Origin of the sequence: Sphingobacterium anhuiense (genome assembly GCF_042686355.1) — a bacterium.
GTDB lineage: Bacteria > Bacteroidota > Bacteroidia > Sphingobacteriales > Sphingobacteriaceae > Sphingobacterium > Sphingobacterium anhuiense.
On the sequence record NZ_JBHUPE010000012.1, the window covers coordinates 177,142 to 197,839 of the forward strand.

General features: G+C 39.0%; 10 protein-coding genes. 2 read left to right on the forward strand and 8 right to left on the reverse strand.

Features of this window, described 5'->3' with window-relative positions:
- Positions 1-72 precede the first annotated feature (72 nt).
- Both ACFS6I_RS21715 and ACFS6I_RS21720 read left to right on the forward strand, forming a co-directional pair.
- A complete protein-coding gene (locus ACFS6I_RS21715) occupies positions 73-1,359 on the forward strand; it encodes a sensor histidine kinase (protein ID WP_380923696.1) in 1,287 nt (428 codons plus the stop codon).
- Positions 1,360-1,747: 388 nt separating this feature from the next.
- Positions 1,748-2,347 carry an HdeD family acid-resistance protein gene (locus tag ACFS6I_RS21720; protein WP_132770903.1) on the forward strand — a complete coding sequence of 200 codons (600 nt, stop codon included), beginning with the start codon at positions 1,748-1,750 and terminating at the stop codon, positions 2,345-2,347.
- 111 nt (positions 2,348-2,458) lie between these two features.
- Here the strand turns inward: ACFS6I_RS21720 and ACFS6I_RS21725 are convergent, their stop codons facing one another.
- Genes ACFS6I_RS21725 through ACFS6I_RS21760 form a run of 8 tightly spaced genes read right to left on the reverse strand, consistent with a single transcriptional unit; the run spans position 2,459 to position 20,282 of the window.
- Positions 2,459-3,028: a hypothetical protein gene (locus ACFS6I_RS21725; RefSeq protein ID WP_346581528.1), complete on the reverse strand. Its 570-nt coding sequence runs from the start codon at positions 3,026-3,028 to the stop codon at positions 2,459-2,461.
- Positions 3,025-4,272 carry a condensation domain-containing protein gene (locus ACFS6I_RS21730; protein WP_380923698.1) on the reverse strand — a complete coding sequence of 416 codons (1,248 nt, stop codon included), beginning with the start codon at positions 4,270-4,272 and terminating at the stop codon, positions 3,025-3,027. Before ACFS6I_RS21730 ends, ACFS6I_RS21725 begins: the two co-directional genes overlap by 4 nt.
- A complete protein-coding gene (locus tag ACFS6I_RS21735) occupies positions 4,269-5,540 on the reverse strand; it encodes a condensation domain-containing protein (RefSeq protein WP_380923700.1) in 1,272 nt (423 codons plus the stop codon). The genes ACFS6I_RS21730 and ACFS6I_RS21735 overlap by 4 nt, the downstream gene beginning before the upstream one ends.
- Before the next feature lie 3 nt (positions 5,541-5,543).
- On the reverse strand, positions 5,544-7,949 hold the full coding sequence (locus ACFS6I_RS21740; protein WP_380923702.1) for a glycosyltransferase: 2,406 nt from the start codon (positions 7,947-7,949) through the stop codon (positions 5,544-5,546).
- Positions 7,942-8,724, reverse strand: coding sequence for an alpha/beta fold hydrolase (locus tag ACFS6I_RS21745; protein WP_380923704.1), 783 nt, complete (start codon positions 8,722-8,724; stop codon positions 7,942-7,944). The genes ACFS6I_RS21740 and ACFS6I_RS21745 overlap by 8 nt, the downstream gene beginning before the upstream one ends.
- Positions 8,715-8,987 (reverse strand): acyl carrier protein, encoded by a 273-nt coding sequence (locus ACFS6I_RS21750; protein ID WP_380923706.1) that lies wholly within the window; start codon positions 8,985-8,987, stop codon positions 8,715-8,717. The genes ACFS6I_RS21745 and ACFS6I_RS21750 overlap by 10 nt, the downstream gene beginning before the upstream one ends.
- Positions 8,988-9,001: 14 nt before the next feature.
- Positions 9,002-13,279 (reverse strand): beta-ketoacyl synthase N-terminal-like domain-containing protein, encoded by a 4,278-nt coding sequence (locus ACFS6I_RS21755; protein ID WP_380923708.1) that lies wholly within the window; start codon positions 13,277-13,279, stop codon positions 9,002-9,004.
- A 19-nt stretch (positions 13,280-13,298) separates the two neighbouring features.
- Positions 13,299-20,282 (reverse strand): SDR family NAD(P)-dependent oxidoreductase, encoded by a 6,984-nt coding sequence (locus ACFS6I_RS21760; protein WP_380923710.1) that lies wholly within the window; start codon positions 20,280-20,282, stop codon positions 13,299-13,301.
- Positions 20,283-20,698 lie beyond the last annotated feature (416 nt).

Here is a 20,698-nt window from a genome sequence, read left to right on the forward strand (position 1 = left end):
TTAATAAAGCAGGAAAGTACCTAAATAGAAAATTGTACTAGATTTAATATCCAAATTAACCATCAAAAATTAATGGCCAATACGTTATCTGTATATGTAAAGAATATCCTATATCGGCTTAGTAATGTAGGGGTTGACCCTGAAATGTCTTATGTTGAATCTCAGTATACTAAGCTGATCAATATCTTAAATTGGATAGGAATGTGCTGTATGCTTAGTTATGCTATTGTTAATTTCGGTAATGAACGTTATTTTCTTTCTTTTCTAAATTTATTGAATGTTTGCGATGCGACAACAGTGCTTATATTAAATAAGTATCGAAAGTATCTGAGTGCACGACTAGTAATGGTGATCTCAAGATTAATTATCTATACTGTGGCTGGATTGTATTTTCATAACGGTGGCGAATACTTTCTGGTGGCATTGCTGATCACGACCAGCTTGATGATTGATAACAAATGGATCAGGTTTTCTTTATGTTTTTTAATTTTTATAGCATGTGGGGCCGTGATTTTATTTCCTCAACCACCTTTACTGGGATCTCCCGTTCCTCCAGAACAGGCTTATACTAATATGATTGTAGGGATTCTATTGATAGTCGGTGTGGTGAGTTTCTTTAAAAGTATCCAGGGTACCTATCAGCAAGAAATTGAAAAACAGCGTCAAGCCTTATTTTCTTTAAATAAGGATAAAGAAAAGATGTTTTCAATTTTGGCACATGATATTCGCAGTCCTATGGTAACACTTGAAAATTTACTGCAGATGTTTCATGAGGATTTGCTGACGCATAATGAAAGAATCGAAACTATCGGTCTTTTGAAAGATCAAGTCTCCCAATTGGGCTCGGTTATGGACAATTTATTACGATGGAGTGTGCGGGGGATGCAGGGAATTCAAACTATAAAAGTTACTTTTTTACTTCGGCCTTTAGTGCTGGAATTATTCCATTTTTTTGATTTCCTTGTACGACAAAAACAACTTACGGTTGATATAAATATTCCTGAGTCCATGAGTCTTTTTGCTGATTATGATCAGACGGCTGTTATCTTAAGAAACTTATTGAGCAATGCGATCAAATTTAGTGAGGTTTGCGGACGTGTAAAGGTTTTTGCCGATGTTAAAGGCAACATGATTGATATTTTTATTAAAGATGAGGGAATGGGAATGGATGACCGCCGAATAAATATGTTGTTTACCTCCTCTCAGTTATCTACAAAAGGGACGATAGGAGAAAGGGGGTTTGGTCTTGGGTTAATTCTTTGTGCTGAATTTATCCGATTGAATGAAGGAACTATTCGGGTAGAAAGTAAGTTGAATAAAGGTTCAGTATTTGCCGTTTCATTACCTAAAAATAGTTAGTAGTCCTTTTTTAATGGGGTATCAATATATTAAATAGAGACTTATTGACATATAAAACCACTTCAAGCGATAATTTCATTTTCCATTTTTTGAATAACTGGGGTTTATTAACTTGCATTTTTTCTCTCTTGTGAGAATAAATGTATAAATTTATTATTTAAGGAATCTAGTTATATGAAAATCTTCAATATGGAAAAAAGGTTTTTAAGGTTAATTGAGTATTTATTCGTTTGAGATATGAAAATAAAATTTTTAGTATTTGAACTTTTTTTTAAAAAGTTTTTTTTAATCATTAAAACAAAATAACTAAATCTAATGTAAATAGTCAGTGTAGATCTACAAGTAATGATCTTCCAATTTATATTTAACATTTAAAAACACACGAATTATGGAGAAAAGTATTGTTCAAAAGGTTTTAAAATTCTGGTATTTACCTTTAATTGCTGGCATATTGTATATTATAGTGGGTGTCTATGCAGCGGCTGCACCTTTTAGCTCTTTTCTGGCTTTGAGTATATTTTTAAGTGTCGGGATTTTGATCAGTGGCGTATTTGAATTGTTTTATGCATTATCGAACCGTAAGAACAGTGATAATTGGGGTTGGCATTTGGTTGGTGGTATGCTGAATTTGTTTATTGGTGTATTGCTTATTGCCAATACGGGATTGACAGCATTGATGTTATCGGTATTTATTGGAGTTTGGTTATTATTTAGATCTATTGCTACGATAGCTAATGCATTTGAGATAAAACGTGCTGGAATTGGTAATTGGGGCTGGATCTTGTTTACCGGTATCTTGGGAGTTTTGTTTTCATTCTTGTTGCTTTGGAACCCCTTAATAGCAGGTATTACCATTGGTATCTGGATGGGGATAGGATTAATAACGGTAGGGGTCATGCATGTGGTATTAAGCCTTATTGGTCGAAGATTAAAGAAAATCAATGAAAATCTGGATAATAGAGACAATCGCTATAGCGAAATAAATTAGATTTTGGAATAAAAAGCGCAACACCCTTTGCGCTTTTTAATTAAGTCAATTGTCGATAAATTCTACTTAGTATAACAGATATATGATAAGTGTTGTATATGTTCTTGATTTTTACTGTAAAATAGAGTCCTGCTCATTTGAACTCACTTTTACGTCCGGTTCGGGCTTATAAAAATGTTTTTTTAGTTTCCAAATAGGTAAATAAGTGAACAGAACGGATAATATACCCGCAAGGACACCATCTAGAATTGCCATTGCTAGCGGATCTAATTTGTAATATTTTGATAAGCTGAACTGTGCAAAGAGTAAGAAACTTAAAATCAAAAGACCCGTTACTACGGCGTGTAGAATACCTAACCTAGCCATAAACTTATTTTTATTCAATTCGTCAGCAATACGGTATTCAATGGCACCTTGATCTGCGGCCACTGCTACTCTTTTGATGATATCGACTGTTAGAATCAGCGGTAGAAATATGGCCATAGGCAACGTTAGACGTGCAAGACTTTGCGGTCCTTCAAAAAAATGTGTAAATCCAATTTCCTGAAAACTAGCATAAGCCACGAGGGTATTGAACAGGATGTTGGGAACAACATAATAGATCATACGTTTTCTTAAAAAGCGGCTAAGCGTTGTTTTCGCTATTTTTTTAGGACGAGGGGTGGGAAATTTAAATTTCATAAAGGCTCGTTTAATAATTGCGTCGCTTGATCTTTAATTGCAATAGCTTGATCTTTAGTTAGAAAATCGGCATTAGACATCAATATGAAATCCATTTGGTTCTTAAAAGTGCTTACAATCAGTGTGTTCGGGTTGAGCCAAGGAAACGCAACTGTAGGACTATATAGTGTTTCAAGTTCAAAATTTTTGAAGTTATCTGGTATATTGAGTTTACCCATATTGGACAGGGTTATATCATGACCACCTGGAGCTGATCGCAGTATGGCTATCATTTTCTGGACAATGGGGTGCATTTGTTCGCCTACCCAAAGAAGTTCTCTTACGTTCATTTTGTTTATTTTATGCAGGAGGTCTTGTTTGATTCTTTTTGCATTTTCTAATAGACTTCCTGATTTCAACGTGAGTTCGACTGTAGGTGCAAATGCAAATACATGGTCTTCTTTGATTTCTGGTATAAAGTGACGGATATCAACAGGGCTAATTACTTTGCCCTTGGCACTCTTCCCTTGTATTTGTTGAAATGCCTGCATAAAGACGGCGCAAATAAAAGTATGTACCGAGATACCATTCGTTTTACATTTTTTAATGATTTGATTGGTAGTTTGCAGATCTAATTTCCAGTGTAGGGCATAATTGGCGTCCGAAGCCTTTTTTTTGCTGCATCGTTTTATTAGAAAAAATAATCGCGCCAACCCTAAATAGAATTCTGCTTTGAATTTTTTGTTTTTACTGCTGTATTCCACAGGCAGGAATTCATGGATAGACTGGTAGGGCTTGTACGTTTCTAATGATAACGATGGGTCATCCAGTAAACAAAGAAACTCGCGCATTAAGTTGGCGATTGTTGTGCCATCACAGATGCAGTGGGGCATGACCCAAAGAATCTCGGATACGCAGTCGCTTTTGAGCCAAACTAGTTGTGCTAATGGTTTGTTTTTTTCTACAAATAAACGATACCATTCTTTTTCCGATTCGGTAAGCCAATCCTGATCCGTTTTTCGTTCAATGATACGAAGTGGGATGGAGTCAATATTTTTCTGTTCAACAAAGAGTGGTTGCTTCTCGTTGCTATTATCTATTGTTGCTCTTAGTAATGCATGCTTTTTTTGTATTTTAACTAAGGCGGTATGTATCTGTGCTTCTGATAATTCTCCTTTGATTTTTGCTGTAAAAACAGCATTTAAAGGTGTAGTAGAGTCCACATACATGATCCTCTCTACCATCAATAATTTTCTCTTTATCATGCTGTTATCAAAGAATCTAGTTGTAATTGGATCGTTTGGTTTATTTCATCGCGTATAGCGAATGCCTCTGCATGTGGTAAATATCCTTCGCTTGCAACAAAGGAAAAATCCATTTCGTCTCTAAAGGTGGATGTTACAAGTGTAGTCGTATTTCCCAATGGACCGATGACAGTTGGACTGAAAATAGTGTCCAATGTAAAGGAATCATACTCATGTGGAATTTGAATGCGACCTAAATTTGAAAACATACAATCATTCGATGATTTTCCATTCTTTAATAACTTGGTGAAATTATCTAAAGCATCATGCGCTGATTCCATAACCATCATGGTGATGTAGGGATTGAGCTTAGTGGTTTTGCGGTCTACGCTTTCTTGCATGAAATGTAGATTGTCTTCGAAACTTATCTTTTTATTCGAGGATAATACTATCATGAGTCCAAATGCAAAAAGATGATCGTCCTTTATCTGTGGGGCAAATCTTCTAATATCCACAGGACAGGAGACTTTGTTGAAAGCTGCCTTTCCTCTTACTTTTGAAAATGCTTGCAGTAAGATTGCGCATAGGAATGTATTGACCGTAAAACCATGTGATTTGCAATGGGTGATGATTTGTCTGCTTAATTCTTGGTCAAATTTCCAGTGAATCAGGTAGTCTTCTTTACGTTCGACTGTTCTTTTGCCAATAGGAATAAATTTAATAGCAGTAGCGGCCAAACGGCCGATGAACTTGGCTTTGAACTGTTGTTTACGACTAGCAAGTAAGTTTTGAGGAACGACGTCCTGAATACCAAATATGGGCTTCTCTATACCAATATCCACAGTAGGGTTGTCCAGTACGGCTAGAAATTCGCGCAACAAGGACATAGCAGAACCACCATCACATATACAGTGGTGAAAAACCAACAGCATATCGGAAACTTCTTGTCCTTTTATCCAGATGAATCTTATCAGGGGCAGTTTATGACCATCAAATGATGTATTCCATTCTTTTTTTGATTCATGTAACCAATCATCATCTGTTTTTCTGGTTATTACGCGTATTGGTATTGGAATTTTCTTTTGGGGTACTTCAAACCAAGGTATTTGTTTTTGATCATGACTAATAAGTGCTTTTAGCCAAGGATGTTTTTCTTGAATTCTAAATAAAGCATGTTGAATGGCTGCTTCGTCAAACGATCCTTTTAGTCTAAATGGAATAACCGCATTGAAGGGTTCTGTTCCATCACCCAAAAGCATACGCTCTCCAAATAACAATTTTCTTTTCATACCTTATACTGTCGCTAATGTTGCTTGTTCTTTTTCTGCAAAATTTTCTAACAATGCTACCGCTTTGTCATTCCCGCCAGCAGCGGTAAAGGTGTTTAACACTTCTTTGGCAGCATTTCTGTATTTAGGATTTTCCAATAATTCAAAAACGGTTTCACGTAGTGCTTCTACTCGTAATCGTTTGTATCGGATACTGATACCACAACCTGCTTGTTCAATTAATTTTGCGATATGAAAATGATCATAGGCAATCGGAGTAATTAACATCGGCAATCCATTGCGGAAAGTATCATTAACCGTATTGAAACCACCATGACAGATAACCATATCCATGTGTGGCATTAATGCTGATTGGGGTACAAAACTGCTTATAATAAAATTGGAAGGCCATTCGTCAAAAATTTCGGGTGGAGTAGCTGCTACAATAGTGACAGGTTGATCGGCAAAGGCTGCAATGATTTTTTCAAAGAAGGCTTTTCGAATATCGACCAACAGGGTACCTAATGATACAAATATTTTTGGTGTGGTAGATGCATTTAACTTTTCCCAATTAAAAGGTGCATCGTTGGGACGTCCTTTTACTGGACCGACAAATTTCATGTGCGGTGGAACGGTATCAAAACCGGCAAAAGCCTGTGAGGTAAATACCATATTTAATTTATGCGAATGAATAAAAATTCCTTCATCATAAATGCCCACTTCTTTTTGGAGTCCTTTGATCAGATTTTGCTGCCATTCGAATATTTTGGGTGCGCTCTTTTCGGTATCACCCATTACATCCGGAGGGACAGGAGTAGTCGTAACGCAAGGAATATTGTGTTTATGCGCAAAAAGTGCTCCTCCAAAAGTAATACAGTCATTGATGATGACATCAGGTTGCCAGTTTTGCGTTAGACGTGTTAATCCTGGCATCATCATTTTGGCAAATGGAACATACGTTTCTTCTAATGCTAGCTTCATGACTTCAGGACCTGAACAGGCTGGGCCGTCATCCTGTCTTTTTAGAATACGTTTAATTTCATCCTGATGCGGAATAAGTTCTTCTTCAGGATAATAATAAGATCCTCCTTCTGGAATATGTTTGCTGTCCAATGGGGTAATACCAAACCATTTGACTTCGTGGCCACGGGCAATAAGACTTGCTCCTACGCTCAATGTCGGGCTGATATGTCCAAAAAACGGAGGGATAACAAATAAAAATTTAGATTTTACCATGGATTTAGCTGTTATGGTCGTGATTGTTTGTTCTAATAAGTCTGCAGCTGTGGAAGTGCCACCAGCATCAATAAATGATTGACCAACGGATTGAGCAGCTTTGCGATAACTTGGATCATCCAAGATGGTGTAAACGGCATCTTTTAAGTGATGCGATTTAAATCTGTTAAAATTTAAACGTTCACCAGCACCTGTACGTACGACACGACCAGCTACATGCGATTGGTCGTATGCAATCGGGATAACAACTAGTGGTAAGCCATGAATTAATGTTTCGGAAACTGTATTGTGACCACCATGACAAACAACAGCATCTAAATGTGGTAATAGCTCCAATTGCGGTACTTGCTCATAGACGATGAAATTATCTGGCCATTGGTCAAAAAGCTCAGGATCTGATACGACTACTGCCGTAATTTGTTCGTCTTGGAATGCATCAATTACTTTTTGAAAAAATGCTTTTTTATGGTCATGATCGAAAGTTGTACCAATACTGACCAAGATCTTTCTATTGGTATCTTTATGAAATGTATCCCAATCAAATTGACTTGATGTTCGGCGTGTTGTCAAAACAGGACCCGTAAATTGATAATTTGAAGTTAGTTCCATTTCACCAAAGAAATCTTTGGATGTCAAAACAAGCGTCATTAAATCAGAACAGGCCAATGAATGCGCGTCAAGAATTCCTAATTCTTGCTGTAATGCCACGATTTGATTGACTTCCCATTCGTGAACTTTTGGAAGTTCATTCATGATCTTAATAGCTGCTGGAGCTGTAACAGTAGTACAATATGGGATTCCAAGTGTTTTTGCCGCAATTGGACCTGCAAATAATTGCTGGTCTGAAATGATCAAATCTGGTTGGAATGCTTTTAATAAGGTAATGATACCGTTATAGCAGTGTCTATTTAGGGGGATGAGAACGTCTTCGTATAAAAACTTGATACTATCGATACCATAAACGACCTTTCGGGAAATGATGTCCAGGTATTGTTCACTTGCCTGTTTTTCATCATCCGTTTGATCATATTGAATGAGTAGTAGTTGTCCGCCTTCTGGAAGCTTGGAAATCAGGTTTTTATCGAGGCTGATCCATGCAACTTCATGCCCTCTATGCAGTAATTCGGCACCGATACTTAAGGTTGGATTGACATGGCCTGTTAAAGGTGGAACAACGAATACATATTTAGCCATAATTTTTGATAAAGATGTTGGTGAAAAAATGAACGATGGTTTCTGCTATACGAGTAGGTTCTTGTATAGGAATGTTATGATCACCCGGTATTAACTTAAGTGATGCATGATTGATCTGCTCTTTTAGCCATTCGCCAGTTGGTCTGCAATTTGAATCAGCTCCATACAGCAATAGGGACGGCATGGGCAATTGCGCATGACGAATGTCTTCTAGAAAATGCTTCTCCGTGACCATATCTGTTTTGATACTGGTTTGTTGAAACAAGAATTCATATTGACGATGGTTTTTTTCCATCTGTCTTTTACCCATTTTGACTTTGGTCGTATCGGTAAAGTTAGCGACGTAGTGTTCCAGAAATTCCTTACTGTACTCTTCGATGATATCACGTGCTTTCTCATCTTGTGGATCAGGAGCTTCCATGATAACGAGTTTCTGTATGCGACTTGGGCTGAGTATAGCGGTTTTTAAGGCAATAAGACCTCCAAAGCTATAACCAACTAGGAATACTTGCTCGAGCTGCAGATGATCCATCAGGTCTAACAGGTCCGTCGCCATATGATCCAGATCATAGCCGGTCAAAACACGTTCGCTCATTCCATGACTTTTCAAGTCATACATCACCACGTGAAAGTGCTGCGCCAAGATTGGCGCAATATTAAAATAATAAACAGAAAGATTGCTAAACATACCGTGGATCAATACCACGGTTTGCTTAGCAACTTTGTTTAGCTCTTGTATATGAACTTTTTTGTTGTTTATGTCAATTATTGGCATTCGTAGATATAGTTGATAATCATGCGGAGGTCAAGGTTGATCAATTGATCTAGATCCATAGAAGATAACCATCCTGTAAAATCGATTTGATCGCCAAAATATGTTTTGATTTTCTCTGAAAATGATACAATCTCAATACTGTCCATTTCCAGATCTTTTGTAAAAGAGCTTTCAGGAGTGATATCCATTTCTTCTACAAATTCTTCACCTATTACTTCTGTAATAAAACCTTTTAAAAGTGTGAATAACTCTTCGTGGTTCATTTTTAATGTTGGGTTTACAGTGTCCATCCGATAATATAATTATTATGTTTTATAGTTTTAATTTCAATATTGTTGATCCACAGGTGATCGTCAAGAATTTTTTCGACAGCATATGCTTTGGGATTTCCCTGTAGTCCTTTACCGATGAATTTTCCATAGGCTTCTTTGGCTACCCAAAAGCGGGTCGTCCACTCTGCTTGATTTCTCTCTTTTAATAATTGGAGCTCAGCATCGGTAAATACCAGTGGATAGAATCCAGCGCTACGTTCTTCTATAATCTCCATATCAATACCTACTGGTCTATCATAGCGTGCAATAGCAACGGCGTCTTTTCCTTTGTGGGCTAATGAAACGTGGATGTTATCCGTAGCCTCACCAATAAGATAGGGTTTACCTGCTTCATCAGTACTTATTTCAAAAGTAATGGGGTAGTGTGCATCTCCTTTTTGTTTGAGTAAAAGGTGACGAACAGCATCTTTTACTGCTACTCGACTAACCATCCAGGTTTTTCGTTTATTGGGCATCAACTTCGCGTGGTGTTGTTTCTCTGTTTGGTTGAAATAACGCTTAACTACAAAATCCCAAGATGCAACTCGAGAGTAAGCTTGGTGGAAATAGAATACTTCAGGAGTTATTTGCTCAGATAAACGGTTATGCGAAGGGGACATGGAAACGTTCCATAAGGCGTCATCAATTTCCAGTCTTCGGTTTTGCCATCCACTGATCGCACACCATACTTTTCCATCTCGCTTGAGTATGATTTCTCCAATAGCAAATTCTGCATTTAACTCCGTCAGCATACAGGTACATTCAAACATACCTTCTTGGTCAAGCATCTCTTCGAAGAATTCAATTTCTCTGATTTTAACAGGAAAAGCGATCCGATCTTGCGTTAAAGTGAGCTGTAACCACAAACCAAATAACTGGCCTGCATTGTCCAATAATGATCCTTTCCCCCCATTACCTTTAATCATACCAATGATACCTTTGGTTCCAACGGCCATAATTTCTGTGATACCCTGATAGGCTTGTCCATGAAACATATGATTTTCATAGATTTCTTCAGGTGTTCTATGGATTGGTAACAAATCTCCAATAGATAAATTGAATGCAGGTACTGGTATTGCTGAAGTTTTTAAAAGGACCTCGGCATTAGCAAAATTTTCAATATCTAGATAAGCATGATGTGATGCTCGCCATTCACCTTTTATGGTTTTCTCAAATGTCTTTGCCACATTCATCCATTGGAATACATTCACATGCTTAATTTTATGTACTTGTGTTCCTGGTATTTCAGCCTGTGCTGTTTCCGCTAGTAGCTCAAAGATCATCGTCATCGGAATGACCGGTTCCATATCTGAAACAGGTGTCCAACCAGCAGGCTGTCTAAGCAAACTATGATCGATTAAATACGGATCGCTGTCTAAACTGACTTGTAAAAGTTTAGTGAAACTTGTACTTGCTAGTGCATGAACGACACTTACGCTTGAAGGTGAGTGCGCTGTATCTGCAGTTAGGGGAGCAGTGGTATGGTTCAATAAATTGTTCTCAGAACGCTGTTGGAAAAGAGCCAATACTTCTTCTTGCATACTGATCATATCTGCTATGTTTTCCTGAAAGGCTTGGACAAGCGGATGACTAACTTTGCTAGTTGTAGCACGTAGTGGTGCTGCTGTTCCAAATGATTTGGCTAAGGACTTAACTTCGTTAAAGTTCCGGATAATCGGTAAACCCAGTTGAAGTTTTATGCTGTTTGCTGTTGACTTTGTTGTTGTGGTTGCGTGCAAATCTAGAAAATCTAGTGCAACGGTCTTACCTTCAACAAAAAGAGCACTGATGACACGTTGTAACTGGGCCAGTGCTGAACGAGTAGGACCGCTTGACGTAATTGTACTGAATGGTTTACCTTTTAATGTGTCATCAATAAAACCGATTAACCCGCCGGCACCGACCTGAATAAAGAAGCGTGCGCCCTCTTCATAGAGTTTTTCAGTCAGTTCTCGAAAACGAACCGGTTGTACAAGATGCTCGGCACTTAATTTTCTGATTGCATTTTGATCCTTTGGATAGGGTGCTAAGGTTGTTGCTGACCATAAGGGAATTTTTGTCTCTTGGAAACGAACCTGATCCATACCCGCCAAGATCACATCAAGCTTGTCGGCCACAAATGGTGTATGAAAACCTGACTGGAAGGGCAATATCTGGTGAAATATTTGATTCGATTTCAATATAGGTACCAAAGTATCTAGAGCAGTGTTGCTCCCGCAAAGGATGACCTGGTGTGGGCAGTTATCATTCGAAATATAGAGATTAGGTATCTGCTCAATAATGGGTGATATCTGTTCAATACCCGTACCGATCGCAATAAATTTTGAATCTTTTAATTCAAAAGTTGATGGATGGAGTACATTGATCAAGGCTGTTACAGAGCTCGCTTCTGCCAATTCGGATGAGTAGCCCGCAAGCCATTCGCCCAAACTATGTCCAGCATTCATATCAGGGTATATGCCCAATTTTTTTAAAGCGCTATCCAGTATGCTACACTTATTAAAAATAGCTAATGCTTCTGTTAATAATCCCTCACCCTCAGTTTCGATGGGTGCTGTCAATCCAAAATAACGGCTCACAGTATCTACTTCGCCTTTTGCAAGGCCATCTAAGCCTGGGAATACGAAGGCAATTTTGCCACCATTTTTTAGTAGAGGTGTTGCGGTATACCAAATATCCTGTTTGCTGCGCCACGGGTTGCCTTTAGAGACAATCTTCACTGCTTTTTGTATTCGTTCTGGAGTCGGGTCGAAGATTGCAATCCGATGGTCACCTTCACCGACTGTATGCTCGTTGTTTTGCAAAGCTATAAGAAGTTCCTCTTGACTGTTTCTCGCAAGAAGCAGAACTGGATCTTTTTTCGGCATATCATAGCCTTCAAGCACGACATGCGCGTTGATACCACCAAATCCAAAAGCATTGACAGCCGCTATTTTAGGCAAACCAGTCTGAGACCAGTTTTTAGCATCCTGTACAGGAGCAAATCGGGTGAGCTGCATGTCTGCGCTTGGATCTTCGCAGTACAGTGTCGGTGGTAAAATGTCATGATGAAGCGCTAAACAGGTTTTGATCAATCCTGCTATACCTGCAGCAGGCATGGCGTGACCTATGTTTGATTTTACAGAGCCAATACCAGCGCTTTGAGCATCGTCATCCTTTCCGAAAAATTGCGCTAAAGTCTGCAGTTCTGTTTTATCTCCAAGGGGTGTTCCTGTACCATGTGCCTCTAAATATCCGATTTGTTTCTTATCGAGATTGGCATTACTCCAAGCTTGTTGAAGAGCTTTTAACTGACCTTTGACAGATGGACTCATGACGCTAGTGCCACTACCATCACTACTCACACCTACACCTTTTATGACAGCATATATTTTATCTTGATCCTGAATCGCATCTTCTAATCGTTTTAAAACAACAAAACCGCAACCTTCACCGATCAATAACCCATCGGCATCTTTACTGAAAGGTCTGATTTTTTCTTGTCTGGATAAGGCGCCTAGTTGTGTGAAAATACTCCAAAAGGCTGCATTTTGACCTGTATGTACACCACCGGCGACAACCATATTGCATCGTCCTCGGTGGAGTTCCTGTACCGCATGGTCAACAGCAATTAGCGCACTGGCACAAGCAGCATCGACTGTAAATGCAACACCACCTAAATTGAAGCGGTTGGCAACTAGAGAAGCGACCAAATTGGGAATTAATCCCATAGCTGTATCGGCACTAAAGCGTCCTTTACGTTCCTGAAAAGCTTGTTTGACTTTTTCTAGGTCTGCTGAAGATACTTCTGGCAGTAGCTCTTGTAGTAAAGAAGAAATCTGTTCACCGGTACGTACGATCTCAATAGCACGAGTCGCACCTGGGCCAGCATAGTTTCCTTTACCAATGATGATACCGGTTTTCTCAAGTGATACCTGTTTACGGAATACACCCGCATCTTCCAACGCTTTTTGTACGAGATCGAGTGTTAATAGGTGGTCAGGCTCAGTACCTTCCACTGCTAACGGTAAAATACCGAAGGCAGTTGGATCAAAAGTATAGTCTGGGATAAAACCACCTCGCTTACAATAAAAGCGATCTATTGCATTGCTGTTTTTACTAAAATGAACGGGATCGATCCGGTCTTCTGGAGCTTCTTGCGTCGCATCAACTTTATTGACAATATTTTGCCAAAAAGTAGCTGCATCTTTTGCTCCGGGGAAGACACATGATAGTCCAACTATCGCAACATCTGTATTTGTCATAATTATTCTATACCGATGTTTACCAATTGTTTCCCGACATAATCAACACCTGATTTTCCGTGCCGAAATTTATTTCATTCAGAAAAACTTCTTTTCCTTCTTCCAAAGAAATTAATGAAATACCGCGACGTTCATACTCTGTTTCTAAAGATTGCGAAACCATGCCAGCACCTTTCCATGGACCCCAGTTGATTGAAATCACTTTACCAGCGATGCGTTGGTTCAATGCCTGTGCATAATCATCCATGACACTGTTAGCTGCAGCATAATCGGTTTGACCTTTGTTACCGTAAACGGAGGCAATACTTGAAAATAGTACGACAAATTGACAATCAGAGCGTAACTGCTCTGCTAGTACACGTAATGGTTTTACTTTTGTATCAAAAACACGGCTGAATGAGCTTGCTGTCTTCTGTCTGAAAAGTTTATCTTCTAATAAACCGGCACCATGAATGACCCCGTCTATTTTCCCATATTCCGTATAGATACTATTTAATAAAGCGCTTAGTCCTAGTTCGTCGCAAAGATCAAGGGATTGATAAACGACCGTGCTTCCAAGACGCTCCATATGACGGATAGTACGTAGGATTTGATTGTTTTTGAAAATTCGTACAGTCTCCTTTTCGATTTGAGCAGGAGAAGTGAATCTTGCAGTTTGAATTAGATAGCTTCTAATTTCCTCCTTGGTTGTCATATTTTCCATTTCCCTTAGTTCAACTGATCCCATTCGTGGATCGGCCGAACGGCCAATAAGGATATACGTACAAGGGTGTGCTTCGGCCATGTGTTTCACAAGTTCGGAAGTAATACCCTGTCCACCACCGAGTACCAATACGATAGATTTTGAATCCAGTTGGATTTGTGCTTTGTCAAGATTATTCGGGAATGGTGAAGGTGTCAAATCCATGCGGTGTCGCTGCTCATCCTTATAGATGACCTCCGCTTGCTTTTCTGTTGTTAGGATTTCTTTTAGCGCTATCTCTGCAATTTGTTCAGTCCCTAGCGGTGTACTTAAATTAATCAATCGACAAGTCGTGTGATCAAATTCTCTCGCTAAACTTTTGAATAAACCAGCGTAACCCTGATAATGTCTCAATACATTGACATCTTTAACTTCACCAAGATGTGATGAAGTGTCTGAAATTAAATATACCCACTTCGCTTTATCAAAATCAAGTTTCTGAATTAACGAAATATAATCAATGATGGTATGCTTGACCGTAGATGTGAAAAGGTGTAACATGATGAGTCCGTCAAAATCAGCCAGTTCGGCATTGATGTCCACCAATTCTACATGTGCCCCATATTTCTCCAGATTACTTTTTATTGCTGCTACTTGCGTACTATTATCTTGTGTAATGGCAAAACGTTTTCCTTTTATAAGATCCATGTTTTGTGTTAATGGTAAGTCTGCTGGAGCTAATCCAAGACTTAGACGTGACAAGCTGCTTGGTACAGGCTCATCTTGACTGATGTCCTTAATCCAAGTTGCTAAACCATTCAACGTTTTGATTGCTGCGAGTTTTTCCATTAAATCGTCTGCTTGTTCCATATCGTCTCCAAAACCAATTTTGGTTTTGAGATCGCTGATGATCTCCATACGTTTAATGGAATCGATACTTAAGTCGGCCTCCAGATCTAAGTCAAGCCCGAGCATCTCTTTTGGATATCCTGTCTTTTCACTTACAATATCTAAAATTGCTGTTTGGAGCTGTTGAAGGCTCAGCTGATCCAGGACTTGAGTTTTTAAATCTATGGTCTCATTAGGTGCTGTTTCGATTTCGGATGTCGCTGCTGTACCTGTGTATTCTTTTAGCCAAGAAACTAAACCGCTTAAGGTTTTGATCGCTGCTAATTGTTCCATTATGGTATCTTCATTGCTATGATCATCAGAAAATAGATTAAGTTCGGTACGGAGTGTTCCGATGATCTCAACTCTTTTGATCGAGTCGATACTTAGATCTGCTTCAAGATCCATTTCCATACCGAGCATTTCCTGCGGATAACCAGTTTTTTCACTGACTACCTGTAATAATATAGTTTTGATGTCTTTAGCTGGAGCTGTTTTTACTTGATTTACTATTGTTAATTGCTGTATGATGGGTGCAGCAGGAAGTGTTGCCGAACGGTCGATGATTGTGTTAGGTATGGCAGGAGTATGGGGCGGCATCGGATTTATGCCCGGATTTTGTCCTAAAAAAGTGAGCATCACATCGCGTTGTGCCTGTATAAGCATCTTCATACTGTTCAGATATTCTTGCAACATGCGTTCGGTAGCAAGTTGACTATCAGACGAAGAGGCCGGTTGATTGGCAGAGTTGTTCATTTGTAAAGGAGTTAATATTGGTAATGCACCATTGGTTGGCAATGTTCCCGTTGTTGGTAGGGCAGATTGGCCATTTACACGCCAAATAGCAGGATTTTTTTTGTAAATTTCGGGTTGATCGATTTGAATAAAAGTTGTGTCGCGACCTTCAAAAAGTTGACTTATTTTAAAGTTGCGGCCTGTACCGAGATATTGTGCGAGCATACCTAGCAGATGGGTCAATTTATTCCGACTGCTGTCTTCGACATGAAGTGTTACCTCGTCTTTATCTAAACAGGATTTTGTTAAACCTGTTAGTACTTTTCCAGGACCGACTTGGATGAATATACGTGCGCCATCAGCATACATCGCTTGAATTTCTTCGACAAATCGGACAGGTTCTACTAAATGATCCGTTAATCTGGTTTTGATCTCCGTACTATTTGTTGGAAATAAGGTAGCAGAGGTGTTAGACCAAACAGGAATTTCCATATCATTAAAAGCTGCATCTTTTAGGACGCTGTGATATAGTTCTTTTGATTTAGCAACTAGTGGACTATGAAAAGCACAAGCAACCTCTATTTTTTTTGCAGAAATCCGTTCCTGTTTTAATAGTTCCATTAGTTTGTTGATACCAATAGTGCTTCCTGCTACCACACATTGTGATGGAGCGTTGAAATTAACGAGATAGCAATTATCTACCTGGTCAACAATAGGTTTTAGACGGCCTGTTCCAGCATTCACAGCTAACATCGTACCTGGATCGCCATTTTCTACTGCGTCTAAAATAGACTGAGCTCGTTTCAAACTTAATTCAACTAATTTTTCTTCATCAAATACACCGGCAAAACATAAAGCAGGTAGTTCACCGTAACTATGACCAGCAAGCATATCGGGCACGATGCCTAATGACTTCAGGAATTTTGCAATGGCAAGATCTATAATACCTAAAAGGGGTTGTGCTAAACGGGTATCTTTAATGGTTTCCTTTTGTTGCTTTAAATCATTATCATTGAAGGTAGCTGACGGAAAGACGACTTGTTCTAGTTCCGGATGATCGGCCAATAATTGGCGCATTTCTGGAAATACCACGAATAAATCGCGCGCCATATTGATGCGCTGACTACCTTGTCCGGGGAAGAGGAAGGCAACTTTACCAGGTTTATTATTGACGATGTACGTGTCTTTACTTTCAATACCTGAGAGTACCAACTCAATTTTCATCATTAAATCTTCTGCATTATCCGCAACAATGCTTAATTGAATCGGATCAGTCGAGCCTGTGGCTAAACTATAAGCAATATTTTTTAGTGGAAGTTCATCGTTGGTATCTAATATAGATTTGATCTGTTTTAATTGGATTTTGGCTTCTTCATAGGATTTTCCTCGAAAGACAAAAAGCTCTGATGGCCAGGCTTGTAAAGTAGCGTTCTTATCTGCGGTAGGATGGTTAGCGATTACGGTGTGAAAATTTGTACCACCAAAACCAAAGGCACTAATACCCGCATAGCGGTTCTTTTCATTCCATAATCCACTTTCAGCATAAAATGCAAATGGGCTCGTTTGCGCATTATAATATGCATTTGGCTGTTTGAGGTGTAGGGTGGGAGGTTTTACGCCATGGTATACGGCTAAGGAAGCCTTGATCAGGCCTGCTAAACCAGCCGCACATTTTGTATGTCCGATTTGAGTTTTCACAGATCCCAAATGTGTCTGACCGGGCAGTGCTCCCGATTTGCTGAAAAGATTGGTGAGGGCACTTAGTTCAGTTTTATCACCGACTACGGTTCCTGTACCATGTGCTTCTACTAAACCGACACGTGCGGGACTAATACCTGCTTGTGAGTACGCACGCTCTAGCGCACGTACTTGACCAATTTTTCTTGGCGCAGTAAGACCTAATGCTTTACCGTCACTCGATCCACCTACACCTTTAATCACAGAATAGATACGATCACCATCACGAAGAGCATCTTCGTATCGTTTTAAGACTAAGATAGCAACACCTTCACCTAATGCAATACCATCGGCATCACTGTCAAATGTTGCACAGCGGCCTTTACGTGAAAGTGCGTGTGTACTTGAAAACATGAGGTAATCGTTGATGCCGTTATGTAAATCGGCACCACCTGCTAACACAACGTCTGATTTTCCTAAAATCAGTTCTTGACAAGCCAGATCAACTGCTGCCAATGAGGATGCGCAAGCTGCGTCAACAGTGAAATTGCGACCACCAAGATCAAGGCGGTTTGTAATTCGACCTGCGATTACATTGGCTAAAATACCTGGGAAAGAATCTTCAGTTGTATGTGGAAATGCTGTTTTTACTTCTTCATGCAGTTCTCCAAAAACTTGCTTATAGTATCCTCTAAAACTATAACTATTGGCGAGATCATTACCGCCTTCGGCACCAATGATAACTGAAATGTTTTCTCTGTCAATGCTTTTGTCCGCATATCCAGCATTATCCATAGCACGTTTTGCAACAAGCAGTGTTAATAACTGAGTAGGTTCAATAGCGGCTAGCGATTGCGGTGGAATTCCAAATGCTAAGGGATCGAAATCAATTTTAGGAATGAAACCGCCCCATTTCGAATGCGAAACATCAGGACCATCTACATCCGGGTGATAATAAAGATCTTTATTCCAGCGCTCATCTGGTACTTCAGTAACACTGTCTTTTCCTAAAATGATATTACGCCAATATTCTTCCAGGTTTTTTGCACCCGGGAATATACATTCCATACCGATAACAGCAACATCCAACGGTTTTTCCAGTGATGCAGGTTCTTCAGGTAAAACGGCTTGTTCAATATGAACAAAATTAGCTGCACTCACATTTTCATGAAGTTCAGTAAGTGTAAGCGCTTGGTTCTGCATAGTCGCAACTTGTCCGATCATATACATACCCAAGTCTAATTGATCATCTTTCGCTATAGTGACAAGCTTGTCCCCCTGACGTTCTATACCTTTAGCTGCAATTCTTAAGCGGCCTACATTTAATTTTTCAAGTTGTTCCCACACTTGTTTTTTATCGAGCCCTGCGGCTAGCAATTTTGCTTTTTCGGTATTGAAATGGGTAGCAAAAGCCGTATTAAGACAGCGGGTTTCATGTCCAGGAGCCGTTTCTAATAGAACCGTATCTTTTGCATGAAGGGCTTGATTCTGAAACTCCTGTTGGATTGCCCCCGTGCTTACTGCTTCTCGTGTATAGAGGTAAGCAGTCCCCATAAGGACTCCTATCTTTACACCTCTAGCTGCTAGTGGGGCAGCCATAATCGAGACAAAAGCAGTAGAAAAAGAATCATGGATACCACCTGCAAAAAATACACTGATGTTTTCAGGATGATCTTCCTTTAAAAGACGTTCAATCTGTTTTTCCCAAAGCACCATACTGGATAGAGGACCTACGTGTCCACCACACTCCCGACCTTCAAAGATGAAGTTTTTAGCCCCTTCTTTTAAGAAGATATCTAAAAGTGCTGGCGAAGGCACGTGAAGGAAAGTTTTTATGCCGGCTTTTTCAAAAACTTTTGCTTGTGCAGGTCTTCCACCAGCAATTAATACCACTGGAGGTTTTGCTGCTAGTATATGGGCAGCTTGTTCATCTCTTAACTCTTGAGGAGCAAAACCTAAAATACCAACCCCCCAAGGCTTTTCAGCAGCGCGGGTTTTAGTTTCCATGATCAAAGCTTTTGCTTGCTCTCCTTTTAGTAGGGATAGTGCGACAAAAGATAATGCTCCTGCTTCAGAAACAGCACTGGCAAAAGCTGGAACATCACTGACACGCGTCATAGGACCCTGTGCAATTGGGTAACGTAGACCAAGTTCTTTGGCCATAATATTATCCTTGCTGATGACATTTAACGTCTTTGCCTGTTTCAAATGGCCATACATAGCCTCCTTGAATCCAAAGATCAATTTCTTTAAAGTTTTGAAATCTTCATATAGATCTATGGCCAGTGAAATATCTTGTCCCATTGGTATATAGCTATGGGTAGGATCAAGGTCTTTGAAATATTGCTTCAGATTTTCGGCATTAATTTCCTCTGGTAAAGCAGGGGAGTTTGGTCTAACCAACACCCTATGATTTGCAATAATCTTAGTTTCTGTGCCATTTAGTTTTGAACAAAGCTCTTTTAAGCTTTTAGGTATACTACTTTCAGGAAATAGTGCCAACTGGCTATCCAATACAATACCAGCAGCACCTAAAGCCATTGCTGCAGCTGCAGTATGAACACCAATACCACCTTGAACCCATATTGGTAGAGTTTTAATTTCTTTGATTATACGTTGAAATAAGACAAAAGTTGATTCGTAACCAACAAGGCCAGCAGCTTCGTTGCCTTTTACGATGATTCCTGCCGCACCTAATTGTTCGGCAGATTTTGCCTCTTCTAAGCTACTTACCTGGTAAAAAACGGATAGATCTGAAGCTGGTTTAGTCACGGTCACAGATGGAAGAATAATATATTGTACTTTTCCAGGAATCTGAAGTGATGTAAAACTTTCGTCTGGAAAGTAAATACCACAGGCAGGTATATCTAGCTGATCAAGTTGTTGCACAGCCTCTTGAGCTGTTGTTAACTGATGTCCTAAACTTAAGAATGGAATTGCACCTGCCTGATGTAATTTATACATAAGGTTGATGTCAGGCTTTTCAAAAGGGGTTAATCCAAATATGGTTAAATTTCTCATTACATTGATGATGTTGAAATGGTAGCAGGTGATTCCATAACAAAACGCGAAAACCTTTTCGGCGGAATAGGCTGCTATAGCTGATTAAAAGTAATTATTTTTTGTTACATTTTTAATAATAAAGCTAATTTGATAATGATTTTTTAACAAAAAAGTATTAATTACTTGATTATGATTAACTAAAAATATATAATTTGATTACAATTATGTTTTATTGGCTTATTAATACTTTTTAATCGATATAAAAGCTTTTATTCATACTATTTTAGTAATATTTGGAGAGTGTTAAATCTAAAAGTAGAATTTTATCCTAATTTTCACTTTATTAAGTGAAATAATTTGCAATAAAAAGTATTTTTTTTTAGATACTTAGGCTAGCAATGAACTATTTATCACGTAAGATTAATGGTTGTAAG

What these genes read in the sequence shown, in the direction of transcription:
- ACFS6I_RS21715 (WP_380923696.1), top strand. Translation starts at nt 73, where the DNA reads ATGGCCAATACGTTATCTGTATATGTAAAGAATATCCTATATCGGCTT.
- ACFS6I_RS21720 (WP_132770903.1), top strand. Translation starts at nt 1,748, where the DNA reads ATGGAGAAAAGTATTGTTCAAAAGGTTTTAAAATTCTGGTATTTACCT.
- ACFS6I_RS21725 (WP_346581528.1), bottom strand. Translation starts at nt 3,028, where the DNA reads ATGAAATTTAAATTTCCCACCCCTCGTCCTAAAAAAATAGCGAAAACA.
- ACFS6I_RS21730 (WP_380923698.1), bottom strand. Translation starts at nt 4,272, where the DNA reads ATGATAAAGAGAAAATTATTGATGGTAGAGAGGATCATGTATGTGGAC.
- ACFS6I_RS21735 (WP_380923700.1), bottom strand. Translation starts at nt 5,540, where the DNA reads ATGAAAAGAAAATTGTTATTTGGAGAGCGTATGCTTTTGGGTGATGGA.
- ACFS6I_RS21740 (WP_380923702.1), bottom strand. Translation starts at nt 7,949, where the DNA reads ATGGCTAAATATGTATTCGTTGTTCCACCTTTAACAGGCCATGTCAAT.
- ACFS6I_RS21745 (WP_380923704.1), bottom strand. Translation starts at nt 8,724, where the DNA reads ATGCCAATAATTGACATAAACAACAAAAAAGTTCATATACAAGAGCTA.
- ACFS6I_RS21750 (WP_380923706.1), bottom strand. Translation starts at nt 8,987, where the DNA reads ATGAACCACGAAGAGTTATTCACACTTTTAAAAGGTTTTATTACAGAA.
- ACFS6I_RS21755 (WP_380923708.1), bottom strand. Translation starts at nt 13,279, where the DNA reads ATGACAAATACAGATGTTGCGATAGTTGGACTATCATGTGTCTTCCCC.
- ACFS6I_RS21760 (WP_380923710.1), bottom strand. Translation starts at nt 20,282, where the DNA reads ATGAGAAATTTAACCATATTTGGATTAACCCCTTTTGAAAAGCCTGAC.